This is a genomic window from Amycolatopsis marina (assembly GCF_900111885.1).
GTDB lineage: Bacteria > Actinomycetota > Actinomycetes > Mycobacteriales > Pseudonocardiaceae > Amycolatopsis > Amycolatopsis marina.
In genome coordinates this window covers 1-18,743 of the sequence record NZ_FOKG01000022.1, presented here as the reverse complement: position 1 = coordinate 18,743, position 18,743 = coordinate 1, and the positions used below count along the sequence as shown (strand labels likewise).

Genomic DNA, 18,743 nt, shown 5'->3' with positions numbered 1-18,743 from the left:
AGTTCTTCTACTGGAGTCGACACTGGTGGGAGATTGATGAGCACGCGTACCGAGGAGAGGCCCGACACCCGCACCCGGGAAGAGTTGAATTCTGCCCGGCCGAGCAAGGCTCGGTACGCGCTGATCCTCGGTGGACTCACCGCATTCGGCCCGCTGTCGGTCGACATGTATCTGCCCGCCCTGCCTCTGATGGCCACGGACCTGGACACGATCGACTCGACCCTGCAACTGACGCTGACCGCTTTCGTGATCGGGCTGGCTCTCGGACAGCTGGTCGCGGGGCCGCTCTCGGACTCGCTCGGAAGGCGAAGGCCGCTGATCGTCGGCGTCAGCGTTTACGTGATCGCGTCGGTGTTGTGCGCGATCAGCCCGTCGGTGGAGCTGCTGATCGCGGCGCGAGCGCTCCAGGCGGTGGGCGCGGCCGCCGGTCTGGTCGTCGCGAGGGCGACGGTGCGCGACCTGTTCTCCGGGACCGAGATGACTCGGTTCTTCTCGATGCTCATGCTGGTCACCGGTTTGGCGCCGATCCTGGCGCCGCTCATCGGCGGGCAGGTGCTCACGGTGACCTCGTGGCGCGGGATCTTCCTCGTGCTGACCGGGTTCGGCGCGCTATTGCTGATCGTGGCGATGGTGTTCCTGCCCGAACCACTGGACGTGTCCCGGCGCAGCCCAGTGCGGATCGGGTCGGTTTTGCGCGCCTACCTGGCGCTGTTGCGGGAGCGGGCGTTCCTCGGTTACGCGCTGGCATCCGGTTTCCTGTTCGCCGCGATGTTTGCCTACATTTCCGGAAGCTCTTTCGTTCTCCAGGGCGTCTACGGCCTCAGCCCGCAGCAGTACAGTCTCGCGTTCGGTCTCGGCGGCGTCGGCATCGTGGTGGTCGGGCAGGTCAACGGTCGCATCGTGGGCCGCTTCTCCGAGCGACAACTGCTGGCCACCGGTCTACTGCTGGCGATGACGAGTGCTCTGGGCATCACCGCGGCGGCGGCGTTCGAACTCAGCCTCGCCGCGCTGCTGACGCCTCTGCTCCTCATGGTGTCGAGCATCGGTCTGGTGATGCCCAACTCCACGTCGCTGGCGCTGGCGAACCACCCACGCAACGCGGGCTCGGCCTCGGCGCTGCTGGGCGTGCTGCAGTTCCTGATCGGTGGACTGACAGCGCCGCTGGTCGGCTTGGGTGGCCAGGAAACGGCGCTGCCGATGGGCATCCTCATGGCGTCGTTCGCAGCATTGGCCCTGCTCTCGTTCGCGACACTGGCAAGGCCGACGACCCGGTAAGGCCTGTCCTGCCGAGTCGAGCGAGGCCCGTTCCGGCTCACACGTGATGTTGCTGGCGGAGCCGGTCGCGTATCGAGGCCGGGACGACCCCGCCGTCCGGATGACGGGCCAGCTTGCCACGGCTGATCAGATCGTGAACGCCCTGTTTGCTGATGCCGAGCATCGCCCCAGCTACGGGATAGGACACGCGAACAGCTGTCGGATGACCTACTCGCCGCGCCGTGACCTGCCCCATGGGCGTTCGCCACCAATCCACCGGCGGGTCGAACGGCTCGTCACCGGGAAACAGCGCAGCGACCACCCGCATGATGACGCCGAGGGCGGTGTCGTCGTCGGCCGTGAGCATCTCGCGGGTCCACACCTCGGCTTCAGTGCGTATTCGGGCTCGCAGGGCTGCTACCGAACTGGCGTCCTGGAGCAGGATCTCCAACGGATCCATGCAACGGATGTCGACCAACCCGACGAGCTGGTCGCGAAGCTCCGCCGCTGATGTCACGTCCTCACCCCTCAAGACTTGACGCGCGCATCGTCAAGCATCTGCTCGACTGCGTCAAAGTGCCACTCGGCTGCTCAGTACTGCTTGACGAAATACGTCAAGCACTCTAGCGTGCCAGCTACTTGACGAATTTCGTCAAGTAGCTGAGTGGCTCGGAAACAGGAGCAAGGACATGGTCGACGAGCTGGTGGTGCCGGGAGAGCCGGCCGTGGTGGTACGTGACTTCGGTGGTGCGAGGGACGGTGGGAGCATCGTGCTGCTCCACGGATTCGGCGGCAACGCGCTGAACTGGACGACGTTCGCGCCACTGCTGACCGATCGGTACCGAGTCGTCGCGCTCGATTTTCGTTGCCACGGCAAGTCGGGCGACGGTCCGTGGCAATGGGAACTGCTGGTCGACGACGTCGAACGAGTGGTAACGCACCTTGGGCTCGACCGCCCCGCGATGGTGGGCCATTCCCTCGGCGGAGGTGTGGCTGCGCTGTGGGCGCGCCGGCATCCGGAATGTCCCGGTGCAGTGGACATCGATGGTATCCGGGCGGTGGAGACTGCCGAGGAGAACTACATCGGAGCCGACCGGAAGACCATTCGCCGACAGCTGACCGAGTTGAGCTCGACCTTTCAGGCCCAGGCAACAGCGATGGCGGGTCCGCTCACCGACGAGCAGCACGCCGCGATGCGGGAACACCACCGGCAACTCGGCGGTGACGTGGCGGTTGAGGCGTTCGAACGCAACGTGATGTCTCAAGACGGTTCGAGGTTCCTGCGACCCGCCACTGAGACCGTCACGGCCTTCCGCGCACAGATGATCGACCTGGATTTGTTCGAGGTGTTCGCCTCAGCACGGTGCCCGCTGCTGGTGTGCGCCGCAACAAGGGATTTGCCGGACACCGAACAGTACGCGGAACTGCTGGATGCGCACCGTCGCGGCATCGAACGGGATCTCGTCGTCGCCGAACGGGACAACCCCGACCTCCGTGTCGAACGATTCCCTGCCAGCCACAACATGGTGCACGAACACCCCGCCACACTAGCCGCTCTGATCCGGAAGTTCGTTGGCTGACAAATGTCGTCCCCAGAACGCACAAACGCGTATACAAACCGCACACAACCTGCGAAGTCGGTTAGCTTGCCAGGGCGTTCAGGTCGGCGGAACGTAGGTCGGCTGGGGTGACTTGGGTTTCCGCGGCAACCAGGGCTTTCAGGGCGTCGCCGTAGTCCCAGGAGTTCACGTTCATGGCCGCGGTCACGACGCCGTGACGCAGCCAGAAGGCGATGAACTCGCGTGTGGACGTTTCGCCGCGGATGACCAGTTCGTCGGTGTCCACATCGGCCAGTCCACGATACTCGCAGCCGAGGTCGTACTGATCGGAGAAGAAGTACGGGACGCCGAGATAGGGCTCGTGGGCGCCGAGCAGGTTGGCGGCGACGTGCGCGCCCTGGTTCTTGGCGTTCGCCCAGTGCTCGACACGCACACGCCGACCGTAGCGGGGGTGGAACTGAGCGGCGATGTCGCCGACGGCATAGACGTCCGGCGCCGCGCTGCGCAGTGCCGCGTCGACGCAGACACCGCCGTTGTCGGCGAGTTCGAGTCCGGCGGCGTGTGCGAGTTCAACACGCGGGCTCGCGCCGACCGCGACCAGCACGACGTCGCCGGTCACCTCCTCTCCGCCTGCGAGACGGACGCCGCGTGCGCCGTTCGCGTCCCCGAGCACCTCCGTGACCTTCGAACCGAGTCGCCAATCCACGCCGTGGTCGGCGTGCAGGGTGCGGAAGACCTCCGCGATCTCGTCGCCGAGCACGTCACAGAGCGGGGCGTTCGCCTGCTCCACCACCGTCACCTCCGCACCGTGCTTGCGGGCGGCGGCAGCGGCCTCGGTGCCGATCCAGCCGCCGCCGACGATCACCACCCGTTCGGCCGATCTGAATTCCCCACGAAGTGCGAGCGAGTCGTCGAGGGTGCGCAAGGTGTGCACCCCGGGCAGGTCACCGCCCGGCACTGGCAGCATCCTCGGCCCCGACCCGGTCGCCAGTAGCAGCCGGTCGTACGGGTGTTCGCCGCCATCCGCGTCGAGGACAAGACGGGCGCCCAGTTCGATCCTGGTGGTGGTGACGCCCAGTCGCAGATCGATGTCGTGATCGGCGTAGAAGTCCTCACTGTGCACCCAATCGGGTTCATCGGTATCACCCAGAAGCACCCCTTTGGACAGTGGCGGAAGCTCATAGGGACGATGGGCTTCCTCGGTGAGCAACTCCAGTCCGCCCTCGTATCCGTGCTCCCGCAACGCTCCCGCCGCGGACGCACCCGCCAGTCCCCCACCGATGATCACAATTCGTTCTGGCCCGGCCATCTGCACTCCTCACCGACTGCGAATGCACCGACCGTACCGCCGGAAACCGGTGCGAGCACCCTGCGAAAGATCGGTGAACGAATAACCCCGTGGAGTCGCGTCATGGCAGCCCGCCACGTGCGTTCCCCCTTCGCACGCACGACCGAGACAAGCAGCGACGGAGGGGCGATGACCGTGGCGGTGCGAGACGAATGGGAGATCAGCTGCCGGGATCTGGCCGGCAGGAGACGGGCGGTGACGGTGTTCGCCAGCGATGACCACGTGGTACTCGTCGCTCCACCCGGCGAGGCCGCCGTGCTGGCCCCACTTGACGTGGGCAGACTGCGCGCGGCACTGCGCGACGCCGTCGTTCGCGTGGCCGAGACGTCCGAAGGCGTCTGACCCGCGTAGGCAGCTGACCCGCACCTCGTTCCTACTGATCAGTAGGTAAAGTGGGAGCCGACGGCGATACCTCCCATCAGAGGGTGTGCGATGACGACCTACTTCGTGACGGGCGCGACCGGCTTCCTCGGCCGGCGCCTGGTGGCCAGGCTGCTGGAACGCGACGAAACCACGACCGTGTACGCCCTGGTGCGCAAGACCTCGGCGCAGCGGCTGACCGAACTCGCCGCCACCTGGCCGAATTCGCAGCGCCTCGTTCCCGTCACCGGTGACCTCACCGACGAGGGCCTCGGCATCGACCCCACTGCCCTCTCCCCCATCGACCACGTCGTCCACCTCGCCGCCGTCTACGACTTCACCGCGAGCGAGGCCGCCAACACCGCGGCCAACGTCGACGGCACGCGGCACGTTCTCGAGTTCGCCCGCGCCGCGGGCGCCGGACGCCTGCACCACGTCTCGTCCATCGCGGTGGCAGGCGACCACCCTGGCCGGTTCACCGAGGCGGACTTCGATCTCGGGCAGGGCTTCGAATCGCCGTACCACGCCACCAAGTTCGCCGCCGAGAAGCTCGTGCGCGCACAGACCGACGTGCCCTACTCCGTCTACCGGCCCTCCGCCGTCGTCGGTGACTCCCGCACGGGCGAGATGGACAAGATCGACGGCCCGTACTACTTCCTGCCTGCCATCTCCCGGCTCGCCGCACTGCCGTCCGCTCTGCCGCTGGCCGGGCCACACCTCGGTGCCACGAATCTGGTGCCGGTGGACTACGTGATCGCCGCGATGGACCACCTGATGCACACGAACGCCCCCTCCGGGGCCACCTACCACCTCGGTTCTCCCCGCCCCCAGGCGCTGACCGAGGTCTACAACGCCTTCGCCGCCGCCGCGGGCGCCCCGCGCATCGGCGCCACCCTGCCGGAACCGGCCTCCGCCCTGCTGCGCGCACTGGGCTCCGGGGCGGCGCGTGCCGCCGCGGCGGGTGTCGATCGGCTGCCCGGCGGTCGAGCGGCGCGGGCGCGGGTACTGGCCGAACTCGGAATCCCGCTGGCGGTCCTGCCCCATCTGAGCATGGCGGTGCGGTTCGACACCCGCGCCACCGTGGCCGCCCTTGCGGGCAGCGGCATCACCCTTCCCGAACTCTCGGCGTACGCGGGCGCGGTCTACGACTACTGGCTGCGCCACCTCGACCCGGACCGCGCGCGTCGCAAGCGGCCGGGTGGCGCCCTGCACGGCAGAACAGTCCTGATCACCGGCGCGTCCTCGGGGATCGGCAGGGCGACGGCGCTGCAGGCCGCCGAGCGCGGTGCCACCGTACTGCTCGTGGCCCGCAGGGCAGTCGAACTCGACCAGGTCCGCTCCGAGATCACCCCCTCAGGCGGACGGGCGAGCGCCTACCCGTGTGACCTGACCGATCCGGACGCGGTGGAGTCCCTCGTCAAGACGGTCCTCGCCGAGCACGGCGCGGTGGACATGCTGGTGAACAACGCCGGACGCTCCATCCGCCGGTCGGTGCTGCTGTCCACCGAGCGCGTACACGACTTCGAGCGCACGATGGCCATCAACTACTTCGGGCCGATCCGGCTGATCCTCGGCCTGCTCCCCTCAATGGCGCAACGCCGCTTCGGCCACATCGTGAACGTCACCACGCAGGGACTGCAGACCGACACCCCGCGATTCGCCGCCTACCTGGCGTCCAAAGCCGCGCTGGAGGAGTTCGGCCTCGCGGCGGGCAGGGAGACACTGGCCGACGGCATCACCTTCACCTCTGTGCGCATGCCCCTGGTGCGGACCGAGATGATCGCCCCGACCGGCATCTACCGCACGCTCCCCTCCAGCAGTCCCCGCCGGGCCGCCGCACTGGTCATCGAGGCGCTGGAGCAACGACCCGAGGTCCGCAACCTGCCCGAAGGCACGGCGGCGGAACTGGCGGGGCGCTTCGCCCCGCGGCTGGCACGGCTCGCGGCGAACCTCGTGTACCAGGCCGTCCCGGAGTCCGCGCCGGAAGCACGAGACCAGCCGCGAACTCCTCCGCTGGCCGCGGTGGCGGGCACGGTCACCAGACTGCTCTGGCGCAGGCGCCCCTGAGCCCGCCCGTCTCCCACCACCACCCAAACGGCGGCGCTCCGCGCCCCTGAAGCCAGCCGGGGCTCAGACGAAGAGGAATTCCAGCTCGTCGGCCTCCTCGTAGGGCCTGCGTCCGAGATCGGCGATGGCGGTCTCCACATCCACCCTGGGCACCGGCTGCGGCCACGAGCAGACGGTGAACGCGGTTGCGCAGTAGTCATCCACTCGCTCGAACAAGCCACTGGCGATCACCGGCGAACCCTGCCTGCGCTGGATGCCGTTGCCCGCGACCCGGCCCTCGCTCACGGCGAGTTCCAGGCGCTCCTCCTCGCCCTCGAAGAAGTGGTCGGCGCCGATCTGCTGGATTGTGACCCGCAGCCGCTCGGAGAACACGATCGGATCGAGCACGTGCCAGCGGTAGAACCCGACGAAGTCGGGCAGCGTGCCCAGTCCCGTTCCCGGTTCACGCACCTCCAGCGGCGCACCACCGTAGGGCGCGCTGTGCGGCCCCATTCCCCACGCGGTGCCGACGTAGTCCTCCAGGCCCGTGCCGCAGATCGTGGGCAGGTCCCGGTCGTCGTCGAGGTACATCTTCACCTCGCCCTCGCCGTACCAGGTCCCCGGATCCAGCGGCCGGACGCCGACGACGCAGCCGAGGAAGCGGCCGGGCCCGCGCAGTCCTTCGGTGATGACGAAGTCCGCGCGCGGGATCGTCGGGTTCTGCCTGCGGAACGACGCGTGCAGCCTGCCGGGCGACGCGGTGTCCTCCAGGGTGTAGTCCAGCTGGAAGTACACGGTGGACGGCTTACGAGAGCCGTTGACGAGTTCGACCCTGATGCGGTCGCCGAAAGCCATCGGGATGTAGCTGTTGAAGCCGCGGGCTTCCTGGATGCTGGTCAGCGCGGTCGAGAAGGAGACGGGCCTGCCGTGCGGTACGCCGAAGAAGTCGGCGCACGGCACCGAGACACTCGGCTCCGTCAGGTCGTCGTAGTAGATCTCCAAATAGAGCGCCCGCGTCCGTGTCGGTGGTCCCGGTGGGAAGGTCAGCCACAGGTGCCGCACCGTGCCCGGTCCCCGCAGGTCCGCGAGCACGACCCGCTCTCCGGGCTGCACGTCCCGGCTCGGCGCGCCTTTGCGCCCGCCTGCGGCCGCACCACCGGCACCCGGTTCGCCGGTGGGATTCTCGAAGGTGACGGCCCGCGACTCGCGGACGGGAGAAACGAGGGTGAGATCACTGACATCGACCACCAGCGCAACGTATCAGTGACCCCCGATGCGGGCGCGCTGACTGCCCACCGGTCACCGGCCGTTTCCGAGCAGCCCCTTGGCGATGTGGGTCACCTGGATCTCGTTGCTGCCCGCGTAGATCATCAGCGACTTCGCGTCGCGGGCCAGCTGCTCCACCCGGTACTCCGCCATGTATCCGTTGCCGCCGAACAGTTGCACCGCCTCCATCGCGACCTCGGTCGCGGCGCGCGAGGAATACAGCTTCATCGCCGAGGCTTCGGCCAGCGTCGGCAGCTTGCCCGCCCGCAGCGTCTCGATAGTGCGGAACACCATGTTCCGCACGTTGATCCTGGCGATCTCCATCTCCGCCAGTTTGAGCTGGATCAGCTGGAACCGGCCGATCTCCTGGCCCCACAACGTGCGGCTCTTCGCGTAGTCCACGCACAGGCGGTGGCATTCCTCGATGATGCCGAGCGACAACGCCGCGACACCCATCCGTTCGAAGGAGAAGCTCTCCCGCGCGCTGTCCTTGCCGTCGCCACCCGTGTGCTGTTCGGTCGCACCGAGCAGCCTGTCCCTGCCGAGTACGACGTTGTCGAAGAAGAGCTCGCCGGTGGGCGAGGACTTCATGCCCATCTTCGCGAACGGCTTGCCCTGGGTCAGGCCCGGCATACCCGAGTCGAGCACGAAGGTGAGCACCCTCCGGTCCCGCGCCGGCGTGCCGTCCTCCTCGTCCAGCTTCGCGTAAACGACGATGGTGTCCGCATACGGGCCGTTGGTGATGAACGTCTTTTGTCCATTGAGGACATATTTGTCGCCGTCACGGCGAACCGTGGTCTTCATACCGCCGAAGGCATCCGAGCCCGAGTCCGGTTCGGTGATCGCCCACGCACCCACCTTTTCGAAGGTCGCGAGGCCAGGCAGCCAGCGTTCCTTCTGCGCCAGCGTGCCTTTGCTCAGAATGGTCGAGGCCGTCAGACCCAGACTCACTCCCATCGACGCGACGATCCCGAGGCTCACCCCGGCGAGTTCGCTGATGACGACGAGCGCCAGGCTCTCCTGTCCGCCGAGTTCAAAACCGAGGGCACCGGACTTTTTCCCCTTCGGCTTCGTGCCGGGCCGCTCGCCGGCCTCGGCGCGCGCCTGCTGGCTCTCCAGCAGTGACGTCACAGCCTCACTTGCCATGGTGTCCACGCCGAAGGAGGCGAACAGCTTGCGGATGATGTCGTACGGCGGCAGTTGCCCGCTCTCCAACGCGTCGACGTTCGGCCGGATCTCCTTGTCGATGAATTCCCGGATGGCGTCACGGATCAGCAGGTCGGTCTCGGACCAGTCGAGCACGGATCAGCCCTCCACAGGCAGGCGGTTCGCGATGTCTTCGATCGACCAGGGGCCTTCGGTCTCGATGGTGCGGACGTCGTGCCAGCCGGCCAGTTCGGAGATCGCTCCGCCCTGCACCGCGAACACCTTTCCGGTGATCGGGCACTTTTCCGTGGCCAGATATGCCACTACCGGCGAGATGTTGGCCGGGGAGAACGCGTCGAACTCGCCCTCCTCCACCTCCTGCGCGAAGATCGCGCCCATGCCGGGAGTCGCGAGGGTGAGCCGGGTTCTGGCGATGGGCGCGATCGCGTTGACCCGCACCCCGTAGCGCTCCAACTCCCCGGCGGCCACGAGCGTCAGGGCGGCGATACCGGCCTTGGCGGAACCGTAGTTGGCCTGCCCCGCGTTCGGCATCGTGGTGCCCGACGCCGAGGCCGTGTTGATCACCGAGGCCGCCACCGGCTCGCCCGCCTTCGACCGTGACTTCCAGTACGCCGCGGCGTGCCGCAGCACGGCGAAGTGCCCCTTCAGATGCACCGCGATGACGGAGTCCCACTGCGACTCCTCGAGCCCGGCGATGAAGCCGTCACGCAGGATGCCCGCGTTGTTCACCACCACGTCGAGCCCGCCGAACTCCGCGACCGCCTGGCCCACGAGTGCCTCCGCACCCGCCCATTCCGCGACGTTGTCGGTGTTGGCCACCGCGGTGCCGCCGGACGCCGTGATTTCGTCCACGACCTGCTGTGCGGGACCACTGTCGGCGCCACTGCCGTCATTGGCCCCGCCGAGGTCGTTGACCACCACGCTGGCCCCTTCGCGGGCGAACAGCAGGGCGTGCTCACGCCCGATTCCCCGTCCCGCACCGGTGATCACCGCGACGCGCCCGTCCAGACTTCCCATCAGTCGTGCTCCCTGCCCTGTTGGCCTGTTGTCTTGTTGCCCGGTCAGTGTTTTCTGAAGAACGTGCGTACGCGATCGCGTGCCTTCGGAGGGCACGTTCGACACATCACCTCGACCGGAAATGGTCACCAGCTCCCTGCCTGTCAGTCGATGACGGCGAAGCCGTCCTTGATCACGAGGTCGTCACCGACGGCCGTCTCGTACGCGTACGCGGTGCCGCCATCGGCCGTACCGGCGTTCCAGATGTGCGTGGTGATGTCCTGGCCGGGCAAGACCGGCTTGGAGAACCGGACCGCGAGCCTGCGCAACCGCTCACTGCGCCCGTCCGCGACCTCGGTGAGCACGGCCCACGAGGTGAAGGCCAGCGTGCACAGCCCGTGCGCGATTATCCCCGGCAGGCCCGCGGACCTGGCGATCTCGGCGTCCAGGTGGATCGGCATGGGGTCACCGGCGGCCGGCCCGTAGCGGAAGGTCTGGTCCTCGTCGACGTGCTGCGTCAGCTTCGCCACCGGCGGGGTCGACCGCAGCCCCTCGTCGAACTTGTGCCCGGGAGCCTGTGCGCCGACGTTCGCACCCGCGTCGAAGCCGCGGAAGAACGCGGTCACGTACTGCTCGTTGACCAGTTCGCCGTCCTCGGTCCGGCATTCGAGGTAGATCACCGAGCGAGTTCCGTTGGGCAACCCCTCGTAGCCGATCATCTTGCCACGGGAGACCAGTTTGTCCCCAGCCACGATGGGCCGGTGGAACCGGAAGTCCTGCTCCCCGTGCACCAGCCGTGGAATCAACTCGACCGGGACGACCTCCAGCGCGGGTTCCATCAACGCGTGGAACACCGGCACGATCGCGAAAACCGGCGGGGCGAGTTCGCCGGTCCGGTGTGCCTCGATCGGGTCATTGGTCGCCTCCGCGTACTCAATGATCCGCTCGCGGGTCACCTCGAACCGGTGCGCCTCCGCCCAGGTGTCCAGTCCGGACGCATCGAAGGCGAGTTCGTCGCTGCTGCCGGTGTTGCCGCTGCCTGTCATGTCCGCTCCCTTGCTCCGACTAGGCCAGCAGTTCCTTGAGGTTCTCCATGGACCTGTCGAGGTTCTTCTTGCCGTCCTTCTCGACGGCCTTGCCGAGTGCGCCGACGATCATCGAACCGGTGAACTCCGCGTCGATGACGGCGGTCGAGCCATCGGGTGCCTCCCGCACGGAGAGTTCGAACTTCACCTTCACCCCGGCCATCCCTGTGCCCGAGATCGAGAGCGCGGTCGGCGGCTGGTAAGAGTCCACTGTCCACTCGATGGTGTTCGGCATTCCCATCATGGTCACAACCTCGGTGATTTTGCTGCCCTCGCTGAACTCCGCGGGCACCTCACCCTTCCACTTGGTATGGATGGTCAGCCACTTCTCGAAGTTGTTCGGGTTGGAGAAGACCTCCCACACCTTCTCCGGCGGCGCGGGAAGGTCAACCGACGCGTTGATCTGGCCCATGTGCTTTCCTCCTGCGATCGAGCTGGTTCGGGTTCGTACCGTGCTGGTTCAGCGTTCGGCGGGCCGGTAGGCCGTGACCACGACGGCGCCACCGAGACCGATGTTGTGCTGCAGGGCGACGCTGGCGCCCTCGACCTGACGGCGCTGTGCGGTGCCGCGCAACTGCCAGCTGAGTTCGGCGCACTGCGCGAGGCCGGTCGCCCCGAGTGGGTGCCCCTTCGAGATGAGCCCGCCGGAAGGGTTGACCACCCAGCGTCCGCCATAAGTGGTGTCGCCCGCGTCGACGAGCTTGCCGCCCTCGCCTTCGGCGCAGAGGCCGAGTGCCTCATAGGTGATCAACTCGTTGGTGGAGAAGCAGTCGTGCAGTTCGATTACGTCCACATCGGCCGGTGCGAGACCGGCCTGCTCGTACACGTTCGCCGCCGCTGTCTTGGACATCTGACCGCCCACCAGACTGATCGCCGAGTTGTCCTCGAAGGTGCTGCGCATGTCGGTCACCATGGACTGTCCGACGATCTCCACCGCCTGCCCCGCGAGTCCATGCTTGTCCACAAAGGCCTCGCTGGCGATGATCGCCGCGCCGGAGCCGTCGGACGTCGGTGAGCACTGAAGCTTCGTCAGCGGCTCGTAGATCATCTTGGCGGCCAGGATCTCCGCGAGGGAGTACTCCTCCTGGAACTGCGCGTACGGGTTGTTCACCGAGTGCCGGTGGTTCTTCTCCCCGATCTTGGCGAACTGCTCGGCGGTCGTACCGTACTTCTCCATGTGCTCGCGGCCCGCGGCGCCGAACATCCAGGGCGCGGGCGGCATCGCGACCTCGCGCAGCTCGGCGAGAGCCAGGATGTGCTTGAGCATCGGCTGCTCGCGGTCGTCGTAGGTGCTGCCGAGTGAGCCGGGTTGCATCTTCTCGAAGCCCAGCGCCAGCGCACAGTCCACTGTGCCGCTCCGCACGGCCTGCGCGGCCAGGAAGAGCGCGGTCGAGCCGGTGGAGCAGTTGTTGTTCACGTTGATCACCGGGATGCCGGTGAGACCGAGCTCGTATACCGCGCGCTGGCCGGATGTCGACTCGCCGTAGACGTAGCCGACGTAGGCCTGCTGCACCTCGTCGTAGGCGATGCCCGCGTCGGCGAGGGCGTTGGTGCCCGACTCCTTCGCCATGGCCGGGTAGTCCCAGTTCTCCCGGCGCCCGGGCTTCTCGAACTTGGTCATCCCGACACCGACGACGTAGGTCCTGTTACTCACCTGGGACTCCCTGTGTCTAGTTCGCCTGCCAACCGCCCCTGCGCGGGACGATCCAACAAACATACCAACAGGATTGTATGTTGACTAGAGGTAGCGTGATCTGTGGGAGGCGATCAATGAATCAGGATGTATGGAACGCGGTCGAGCAGTACTTCGACGGCTTGCTCATCCCGGCCGACCCAGCCCTCGACGCCGCGGTGCGGGCCAGTGAGGATGCGGGGCTTCCGTCGATCGCGGTGGCGGCCAACCAGGGAAAGCTCCTGCACCTCATGGCGACGATGGTCGGTGCGCGGAGCATCCTCGAGGTCGGCACGCTCGGCGGGTACAGCACCATCTGGCTGGCGCGGGCACTGCCGGAGGACGGCAGGCTGGTGACGCTGGAAGCCGATGCCAAGCACGCCGCGGTGGCCGAGGCAAACCTGGCGACGGCAGGGCTCAGCGAACGGGTCGAGGTGCGAGTGGGCCGGGCGCTGGACACCCTGCCGCAGCTGAGCGGGCCGTTCGACCTCACGTTCATCGACGCGGACAAGGAGAACAACGCGGAGTACTTCCGCTGGGCTCTGCAACTGTCCCGGCCGGGCAGCGTGATCATAGTGGACAACGTGGTCCGGGCCGGGCGCGTGGCGCGGGACGATCCGTCCGACTCGGCGGCGCAGGGCGTTCGCCGGCTGCACGAGTTCATTTCCGCCGAGCCACGGGTGGACGCGACGGCGCTGCAGACGGTGGGCGGCAAGGGGTACGACGGGCTGACCATCGCACTGGTCGGATCCTGACGGGCAAATTCGGTTGCCTGACGGGCACTGCCCGGACACGATTCCGGGCATGACCTCCGCTCGTGCCTTTCCGCCGTCACCGTCAGCCATGTCCATCGCCGCGGTACGGCAGCAGAAGAGTCCGATGTGGAGGCCGACTCCCGCACTGTCGTGACCGGCGCGCTCGTGGCCGGGCTGCTCGCGGGGTACGGGATCGCGCTGCCGGTCGGCGCGATCGGGTCGTATCTCGTGGCGTTGACGGCAAGGACCTCGCTTCGGGTCGGGTGTGCCGCGGCACTGGGAGTGGCCAGTGCGGACGGGCTGTACGCACTCGCCGCCGTGGTCGGTGGCGGTGCAGTGGCGGGCCTGCTGGCACCGGTCGCGGCACAGTTCCGCATCGCCTCGGCGGTGGTGCTGTTGGGCCTCGCGACGTGGACGGCGGTGACCGCCGTGCGGGCGTACCGGGAGCAGGGCACGGTCCGCGCACCCGCCACGCCGGGAGCGTGGCGCGCCTACGCCGGACTGCTCGGCCTCACGCTGCTGAATCCGGCGACGATCGTGTACTTCACCGCGCTCGTGGTGGGCAACAGCCACTCGGTCGCCGCCTCCCCGCCTGCCCGCATGGTGTTCGTGGTGGCGGCGTTCACCGCGTCGGCGAGTTGGCAACTGGCGCTGGCCGGTGGAGGTGCGCTACTGGGCAGGTTGCTGACCGGCCCGCGTGGTCGACTCCTGACCGGGTTGGCTTCCGGTGTCCTGATCGGAGCGCTGGCCATCTGGATGGTGTGGTGAACGTTGTTGTTCACCGGTAGCGATCTCGCTCGCGCCGCCGGCGCTGCCGGTGCCACTGTTCTCGGTATGCGACTCCTTGTTCTCGGCGGTACCTCGTTCCTTTCCCGCGCCACAGCCGCCGAAGCGGTACGCAGGGGGCACGAGGTCGTGTGCGCGGCACGGGGCGAATCGGGAACGATCCCGGAGGGCGCGCGGCTGTTGCCCCTCGACCGCGACCAACCGGATGCCGTGCGAACGGCGCTCGCGGGCGAGCGGTTCGACGCCGTCCTGGATGTCGCGACGATGGCACTGCCGTGGGTGCGCGATGCGTTGGACGTACTGGCGGACAACGTCGGGCACTGGACGTTCGTCTCGAGCATCAACGCCTACGCCGACACGGTTACCCAGGGGCAGAAGACGGACGCACCTGTGCTGGAGCCGATCACCGATGAGCAGGCACCCGCGGAACGGACCGCGGAACACAACGGTGGCGTGAAGGTGGCCTGCGAGAACGCGGTCCGCGACGCGGTCGGTGCCGACCGCACCTTTGTCGTGCGCCCCGGCGACATCTGCGGGCCGGGCGACTACATGGACCGCTTCGGGTACTGGCCTGTGCGGCTCAGCCGGGGCGGTCGCGTGGCAATCCCCGACGACCGGGTCCAGCCCTACCAGCACATCGACGTCCGCGATCTGGCCGCCTGGATCGTCACCGCGGGCGAGCAGGGCACCACCGGCACCTACGACACGGTCACCCATCCGACCACGCTGCACTCGACGTTGCACAGGATCGCGGAACTCGTGGCACCCGCGGGAACGGAACTCGTGCCGGTCTCACTGGAACGGCTGAGCGCGGAGGGTGTGGACTACTGGGCCGGACCGGGCGCGCTGCCGTTGTGGCTGCCGGCCTCGCACTACGGCATGGTGTCGCACGACCCCACCACCGCGTACAGGGAGGGACTCGAAACGAGGCCATTCGAAGACACGGTGCAGGACGTCCTCGCCGACGAACGTGCCAGGGGAATCGACCGCGAGCGAGCGGGCGGTCTGAGCCCGGAGCAGGAGCGGGCCCTGCTCGGTTGAACGAGCCACTTGACGGTAGGTGTGTCTGCAAGTACTACCAAGCAAGATCATCTTGGTCGCCAACCGCTACCAACTCGGCGCCTTGCTGACGCGTGGACCGAGCGAGTTGGTGGTGGTTGAAGACGGTGTCGATCTTGCTTGGTAGTACTTGCAGACGCTCCAAGCTCTGGACGGTCTGAGTGGGCTAGGTGAGGAAGCCGCGGAGGAGGGAGGCGGTGCCCTCGATGTGCTCGGCCATGGCGTGCCGGGCCGCGCCGGAGTCGCCGGACAGGATCGCGTCCACGATCGCCTCGTGCTGCACGTTCGAGTGTTCGAGGTTCGGCTCCAGGAGCGGGATCTCGTCCAGGAGCTGGTTGATCCGCATCCGTACGTCGGCGACCGCCGTCGTGAGCGAACCCGACGCCGTCACCTCCGCGATGGCCAGGTGCAGCCGCGAGTCCCGCCGCCGATAGTCGTCGATGCCCGCCGCACTGGCCTCGGCGAGAGTGCTGGTGAGATGCCTGCGGTCGGCCGGGGTCAGCGAGCGGGCCGCCGCCAGCTCGGCGGCACCGGTCTCCAGTACGTGCCGCAGGCTGAGCGCGTCCTCCAGTGCGTCGGGATTGGCCGCCCGGCCGGCAGCCCTTGGTACCGGCAGACTTTCGGTGACGAACGTGCCCCCGTAGCGACCTCTGCGGGAGACGACGTATCCGGCGTCGGCCAGCGCCCGGATGGCCTCCCTGAGCGTGACCCGGCTGACGCCGAGGCGTTCGGCCAACTCCCGCTCGGCAGGCAGCCGCTCCCCCGCGCCGACGACACCGAGTCGTACCGCCTGCAGCAGCCGCTCCACCGTCTCCTCGAAGGCGTTGCCCGCCCGCACCGGGCGGAACAGCGCCTCCCCCGCGCTCACCCCACGGACCGGACCACCCCGCACGGGCTCCGCGTCCCTACTGGGCTCGGCGGTCACGGCGCACTCCCCTCCCGGCATGCGTTGGAACACCAAGTGTAGGCCGGGCAGCCCGATCGGCACGCCCAGCTCAGCACTCGATGACGTTCACCGCGAGGCCGCCGCGCGCCGTCTCCTTGTACTTGACCTTCATGTCGGCGCCGGTTTCGCGCATCGTCTTGATGGCCTTGTCGAGGGTGACGATGTGGCTGCCGTCGCCGCGCATCGCCATCCTCGCGGCGTGAATCGCCTTCGAGGCCCCCACCGCGTTGCGTTCGATGCAGGGAATCTGCACCAGACCGCCGACCGGGTCACAGGTCAGGCCGAGGTGGTGCTCGACGCCGATCTCGGCCGCGTTCTCCACCTGCGCCGGTGACCCGCCGAGCACCTCGGTCAGGCCCGCCGCCGCCATCGCACACGCGGAACCGACCTCACCCTGGCAGCCGACCTCGGCACCGGAGATCGACCCGGTCTGTTTGAGCACCGACCCGATCGCACCAGCGGTCAGCAGGAACGTCACCACGCCGTCGTCGTCGGCTTCGGCGATGAACCGGCGGTAGTAGTGCAGGACCGCGGGGATGATCCCGGCCGCGCCGTTGGTGGGGGCGGTGACCACGCGCCCGCCAGCCGCGTTCTCCTCGTTCACCGCCAGCGCGTAGAGGCTCACCCAGTCCATCGCGTACAGGGCGTCGCCGACACCGTCCTCGCCGCGCAGCTTGTCGTACAAGGACTTTGCTCTGCGCGGTACCTTGAGCCCACCGGGCAGCACACCATCGTGCTCGCAACCGTTGCGAACGCACTCGACCATGACGTCCCAGATCCGCAGCAGCCCCGCACGGACCTCGTCCTCGCTGCGCCAGGAAAGCTCGTTCCGCAACATGATCTGACTGATCGGCAGGCCGGTCTCCACGCAGTGCGCGAGCAGATCGCCGCCCGTGCGGAAGGGATACGGCAGCGGGGTGCTGTCCTCGACTATGACCGGATCGGAGCCGTCCGCCGGAAACGCGGTCTCGTCCAGGACGAAACCACCGCCCACCGAGTAGAACGTCCGCTCTCGCAAGAGCTCACCTTCGGGGTCGAACGCGCGGAAGACCATGCCGTTCGGGTGCGCGGGCAGCGACCTCCGCCGGTGCATCACCAGATCGGTGTCCTCGCGGAAGCCGATCTCCCGCCGGTCGAGCAACCGCAGCCTGCGTGCCTCGCGGATCTCGGCCACCCGAGTGGGTACCGAGTCGGTGTCCACCGATTCCGGCCGCTCCCCCGCCAGACCGAGCAGGACCGCCTGTGCGCTGCCGTGACCGTGGCCGGTGGCCCCGAGTGAGCCGAACAGCTCGGCCTTCACCCGATGCGCGCGCTCCAGTTCACCACTGTCGGCGAGTCCGTCCACAAAGGTTCGCGCGGCCCGCATCGGCCCCACCGTGTGGGAACTGGAGGGGCCGATGCCGACCGAGAACAGGTCGAAGATGCTGATCGCCATTGATCCGCTCCGATCACTGTCTACTGAGGATGCTGCTGGCTTCTTGGGTGGCGGGGGTGGTGTTGGTGAGGAGGTGGGTGAGGTTGTCGGGCAGGGTTTCGCCGCGGTGGTGTTTGGTTTGGGCGTAGAGCCGTCCCGCGCGGTAGGAGGAGCGGACCAGGGGCCCGGCCATGACACCGGCGAACCCGATCCGTTCCGCGTGCTGGGAGTGCTCCACGAACTCTTCCGGTTTCACCCACCGATCCACCGGATGATGCCGCGGCGAGGGCCGCAGATACTGGGTGATCGTCAAAATCTCACACCCCGCGTCGAACAACTCCCGCATCGCGGCGGTGACCTCGTCGGGGGTTTCACCCATCCCCAGGATCAGGTTCGACTTCGTCACCAACCCCGCCTCCCGGGCAGCGGTGATCACCCGCAACGAGCGGTCATACCGGAACCCGGGCCGGATCCGCTTGAAAATCCTCGGCACCGTCTCGGTGTTGTGCGCCAACACCTCCGGCCGCGACGAAAACACCTCCGCCAACTGATCCGGATCCGCATTGAAATCCGGGATCAGCAACTCCACCCCCGTACCCGGATTCACCGCATGAATCTGACGCACCGTCTCGGCATACAACCACGCCCCACCATCAGCCAGATCATCCCGCGCCACACCGGTCACCGTCGAATACCGCAGACCCATCGCCCGCACACTCTCCGCGACCTTCCGCGGCTCCTCACGATCCAACTCCGCCGGACGACCCGTATCGATCTGACAGAAATCACACCGCCGCGTGCACTGATCCCCACCAATCAGGAACGTCGCCTCCCGATCCTCCCAACACTCATAAATATTCGGGCACCCAGCCTCCTCACACACCGTGTGCAGACCCTCCCGACGCACCAACCCCTTCAACTCCGTGAACTCCGGCCCCATCCGCACCCGAGTCCGAATCCACGACGGCTTCTTCTCAATCGGCGTCTCACTGTTACGAACCTCAAGCCGCAACAACTTCCGACCATCAGG

18 protein-coding genes are annotated in these 18,743 nt (G+C 67.6%); 7 read left to right on the top strand and 11 right to left on the bottom strand.

Annotated elements, in window-relative coordinates; translation table 11 throughout:
- Positions 1–36 precede the first annotated feature (36 nt).
- Entirely contained in the window at positions 37–1,275 is a 1,239-nt protein-coding gene (locus BM199_RS27430) for a Bcr/CflA family multidrug efflux MFS transporter (protein WP_091677434.1), read from the top strand.
- A 37-nt stretch (positions 1,276–1,312) separates the two neighbouring features.
- Here BM199_RS27430 and BM199_RS27425 read toward each other — a convergent pair whose 3' ends face one another.
- Positions 1,313–1,771, bottom strand: a complete 459-nt coding sequence (locus tag BM199_RS27425) for a hypothetical protein (RefSeq protein WP_245788790.1) — start codon at positions 1,769–1,771, stop codon at positions 1,313–1,315.
- 172 nt (positions 1,772–1,943) lie between these two features.
- Here BM199_RS27425 and BM199_RS27420 point away from each other — a divergent pair, with 172 nt between their 5' ends.
- Positions 1,944–2,834: an alpha/beta fold hydrolase gene (locus BM199_RS27420; RefSeq protein WP_091677430.1), complete on the top strand. Its 891-nt coding sequence runs from the start codon at positions 1,944–1,946 to the stop codon at positions 2,832–2,834.
- Between the two features lie 61 nt (positions 2,835–2,895).
- Here the strand turns inward: BM199_RS27420 and BM199_RS27415 are convergent, their stop codons facing one another.
- Positions 2,896–4,122 carry an NAD(P)/FAD-dependent oxidoreductase gene (locus BM199_RS27415; RefSeq protein WP_091677428.1) on the bottom strand — a complete coding sequence of 409 codons (1,227 nt, stop codon included), beginning with the start codon at positions 4,120–4,122 and terminating at the stop codon, positions 2,896–2,898.
- A 174-nt stretch (positions 4,123–4,296) separates the two neighbouring features.
- On the opposite strand from BM199_RS27415, the gene BM199_RS27410 reads away from it, so the two are divergent.
- Both BM199_RS27410 and BM199_RS27405 read left to right on the top strand, forming a co-directional pair.
- On the top strand, positions 4,297–4,503 hold the full coding sequence (locus BM199_RS27410; protein ID WP_177242817.1) for a hypothetical protein: 207 nt from the start codon (positions 4,297–4,299) through the stop codon (positions 4,501–4,503).
- Between the two features lie 90 nt (positions 4,504–4,593).
- Positions 4,594–6,588, top strand: a complete 1,995-nt coding sequence (locus tag BM199_RS27405) for an SDR family oxidoreductase (protein ID WP_091677425.1) — start codon at positions 4,594–4,596, stop codon at positions 6,586–6,588.
- Between the two features lie 63 nt (positions 6,589–6,651).
- Here the strand turns inward: BM199_RS27405 and BM199_RS27400 are convergent, their stop codons facing one another.
- From BM199_RS27400 to BM199_RS27375, 6 genes are all read right to left on the bottom strand, one after another.
- Entirely contained in the window at positions 6,652–7,815 is a 1,164-nt protein-coding gene (locus BM199_RS27400) for a glycoside hydrolase family 172 protein (RefSeq protein ID WP_091677423.1), read from the bottom strand.
- Between the two features lie 51 nt (positions 7,816–7,866).
- Positions 7,867–9,135, bottom strand: coding sequence for an acyl-CoA dehydrogenase family protein (locus BM199_RS27395; RefSeq protein WP_091677420.1), 1,269 nt, complete (start codon positions 9,133–9,135; stop codon positions 7,867–7,869).
- 3 nt (positions 9,136–9,138) lie between these two features.
- Positions 9,139–10,017: an SDR family oxidoreductase gene (locus BM199_RS27390; protein WP_091677417.1), complete on the bottom strand. Its 879-nt coding sequence runs from the start codon at positions 10,015–10,017 to the stop codon at positions 9,139–9,141.
- A 143-nt stretch (positions 10,018–10,160) separates the two neighbouring features.
- Positions 10,161–11,042: a MaoC/PaaZ C-terminal domain-containing protein gene (locus tag BM199_RS27385; RefSeq protein WP_091677414.1), complete on the bottom strand. Its 882-nt coding sequence runs from the start codon at positions 11,040–11,042 to the stop codon at positions 10,161–10,163.
- Between the two features lie 19 nt (positions 11,043–11,061).
- Positions 11,062–11,493 (bottom strand): type II toxin-antitoxin system Rv0910 family toxin, encoded by a 432-nt coding sequence (locus BM199_RS27380; RefSeq protein ID WP_091677411.1) that lies wholly within the window; start codon positions 11,491–11,493, stop codon positions 11,062–11,064.
- Between the two features lie 48 nt (positions 11,494–11,541).
- A complete protein-coding gene (locus BM199_RS27375; protein ID WP_091677409.1) occupies positions 11,542–12,735 on the bottom strand; it encodes a lipid-transfer protein in 1,194 nt (397 codons plus the stop codon).
- Between the two features lie 116 nt (positions 12,736–12,851).
- Between BM199_RS27375 and BM199_RS27370 the strand changes: the two genes are divergently transcribed.
- The 3 genes from BM199_RS27370 to BM199_RS27360 all read left to right on the top strand — a co-directional run bounded on the left by BM199_RS27370 (position 12,852) and on the right by BM199_RS27360 (position 15,335).
- Positions 12,852–13,508 carry an O-methyltransferase gene (locus BM199_RS27370; protein WP_091677406.1) on the top strand — a complete coding sequence of 219 codons (657 nt, stop codon included), beginning with the start codon at positions 12,852–12,854 and terminating at the stop codon, positions 13,506–13,508.
- Positions 13,509–13,634: 126 nt separating this feature from the next.
- Positions 13,635–14,276 (top strand): LysE family transporter, encoded by a 642-nt coding sequence (locus tag BM199_RS27365; protein ID WP_245788788.1) that lies wholly within the window; start codon positions 13,635–13,637, stop codon positions 14,274–14,276.
- A 66-nt stretch (positions 14,277–14,342) separates the two neighbouring features.
- Entirely contained in the window at positions 14,343–15,335 is a 993-nt protein-coding gene (locus tag BM199_RS27360) for an NAD-dependent epimerase/dehydratase family protein (protein ID WP_091677566.1), read from the top strand.
- A gap of 184 nt (positions 15,336–15,519) precedes the next feature.
- Here the strand turns inward: BM199_RS27360 and BM199_RS27355 are convergent, their stop codons facing one another.
- The 3 genes from BM199_RS27355 to lipA form a co-directional block, all read right to left on the bottom strand.
- Positions 15,520–16,245 carry a FadR/GntR family transcriptional regulator gene (locus tag BM199_RS27355; protein WP_425425603.1) on the bottom strand — a complete coding sequence of 242 codons (726 nt, stop codon included), beginning with the start codon at positions 16,243–16,245 and terminating at the stop codon, positions 15,520–15,522.
- A gap of 103 nt (positions 16,246–16,348) precedes the next feature.
- Positions 16,349–17,734, bottom strand: coding sequence for an L-serine ammonia-lyase (locus BM199_RS27350; protein WP_091677403.1), 1,386 nt, complete (start codon positions 17,732–17,734; stop codon positions 16,349–16,351).
- 13 nt (positions 17,735–17,747) lie between these two features.
- On the bottom strand, positions 17,748–18,743 hold a 996-nt coding region (gene lipA / locus BM199_RS27345; RefSeq protein ID WP_177242812.1), incomplete at its 5' end, for a lipoyl synthase.